This is a genomic window from Streptomyces silaceus (genome assembly GCF_001419745.1).
GTDB classification, from domain to species: Bacteria; Actinomycetota; Actinomycetes; order Streptomycetales; family Streptomycetaceae; genus Streptomyces; species Streptomyces silaceus.
Genome location: NZ_LIRJ01000696.1, coordinates 1 through 1701, shown reverse-complemented (window position 1 = coordinate 1701; position 1701 = coordinate 1). Strand labels below are relative to the sequence as shown.

Annotated in this window: 2 protein-coding genes and 1 pseudogene; all 3 read right to left on the bottom strand. The window is 76.3% G+C overall.

The window, feature by feature from the left end; all coding sequences use genetic code 11:
* A pseudogene (locus tag AOK22_RS43625) lies at positions 1-88 on the bottom strand (sulfite exporter TauE/SafE family protein); the annotation flags it as partial.
* Between the two features lie 117 nt (positions 89-205).
* The gene (locus AOK22_RS38780) at positions 206-397 is read right to left on the bottom strand and encodes a hypothetical protein (protein ID WP_055703316.1); all 192 of its coding nucleotides are present in this window, start codon (positions 395-397) and stop codon (positions 206-208) included.
* A 65-nt stretch (positions 398-462) separates the two neighbouring features.
* Positions 463-1701: ferredoxin reductase family protein (locus AOK22_RS38775; protein ID WP_055703315.1), on the bottom strand; the 1239-nt coding region annotated here is incomplete at its 5' end.

The window sequence follows — 1701 nt, the reverse complement described above, 5'->3', positions numbered from 1 at the left end:
CGCCGCCACCGACCACGGCGTCGATCCAGCCGGCCGCCAGGGCGGCGAGGCAGAGGACGACGACCGTGGTCAGGGATATGTCGGGCATGATCGCGACCTTATGGACGCGGCGATCTCCCCGTCCAACGAAGCGGGAAGAGTTGAGCGACTTCTGAGCTTGCCGGTCCCTCCCCTCCCCGGGCCGGGACCGGCGCCCGGCGGGGCGTCAGGGCGCGGCCTGCGGGTCCGGGGACGTGGCCGGTACGCGGTCGGGGGCGGGCGGCGCGGCCGGGTCGACGGTGAGGGCGAGCGCGGTGGCGAAGAGCGCGCTCGCTCCCGCGAGGCCCGCGGTGAGCGCGCGGCGGGCCTGGCGGGTGGGGCCCCGGTCGGGGGCGGCGGGTCTGCGGTGGCGTCCCATGGTCAGCTCTCTGCGGGTCTCGGCTCGGAACGTGCGGCACTCGGCCGGCTGGGAACGCCGGGCACTCAGAACGTGAAGCACTCGGCGTGGATGCGCTCCTCGGGCACACCGGCCCGCACCAGCGCGGTGGTCGCGGCGGCGGACATGCCGGGCGGGCCGCACAGATACACGTCGTGTTCGGCGAGGCCGGGGACGAGGTCGCGCAGGGCCTGCGGGGCGAGCGGGTCGAACGCGGCGTCGGAGGGGCCGAGCAGATAGTGCAGCCCGGCCTGCCGGCCGCGCGCGATCTCCTCCAGCTCGTCCCGCAGGACGAGCTGTTCGGCGCTGCCCGCGCGGTAGAGGAGGGTGAGGTCGCCGGGGCCGCCGGGCAGCGTCTCGAACAGGGCCCGCATCGGGGTGATGCCGACGCCGCCCGCGAGGAGCAGCACCTTGCGGCGCGTGCGGCGGTGGGCGGTGAGCGCGCCGAAGGGGCCGGTGGCCAGGACGCGCGTGCCGGGCCGCAGGCGCCGCATCCGCCGGGTGTGGTCGCCGGCCGCCTTGACGGTGATGCGCAGGGTGTCGCCGCGCACCGGCGCGGAGAGCGAGAAGGGCAGCGCGGTGTGCCAGAGCCTGCGCTGGAGGAAGCGCCAGCGGAAGAACTGCCCGGGTTCGGCGCGCAGCTGGTCGAGGCCGATGCCCTGCATGACCACGGAGACGACGCCGGGTCCCTCGATGCGTACGTCGACGACGCGCAGGCTGTGCCGCAGCGCCTGGCGCACGGGGACGACGAGGCGGTACCAGAAGAGGAGCACCGCGACGGTGGCGTGCAGCAGGGACCACAGCCACAGCGACAGGACGCTGGAGGCCACGTCGGGCCCGGCGAGCTGGTGGGCGAAGGCGAGGGCGGCGCCGAGGTAGGTGAGCAGGTGCACGGCCCGCCAGGTCTCGTGCGGGACGCGGCGGCGGACGGCGCGGGCGGAGGTGACGCCGACGGCGCCGAGCAGCGCGGTGCCCGCGGTGGCTGCGGCGAGGCCGGGGTAGCCGAGCAGGTCGAGGGCGGCGCTCAGGAGGTCGGTGCCGGCGTGGGCGGCGTATCCGCACAGGGCGAGCAGGGCGTGGGCGGCGCACAGGCTCAGGACGTACCGCCCGCCGAGCGCGTGCCGCCGCGCGAGCCGGTCGGCGCCGACGCCGTGCTCGACGGCCGGCACGCGGGCCATCAGGAACAGCATGACGAGGATCCCGTACCCGGCGAGCAGCCCCGTCAGATGCGCCCCGGTGGCGAACAGCCCGTCGAGCCGAGCGGACGGCTCGACGGGCTGTTCGCC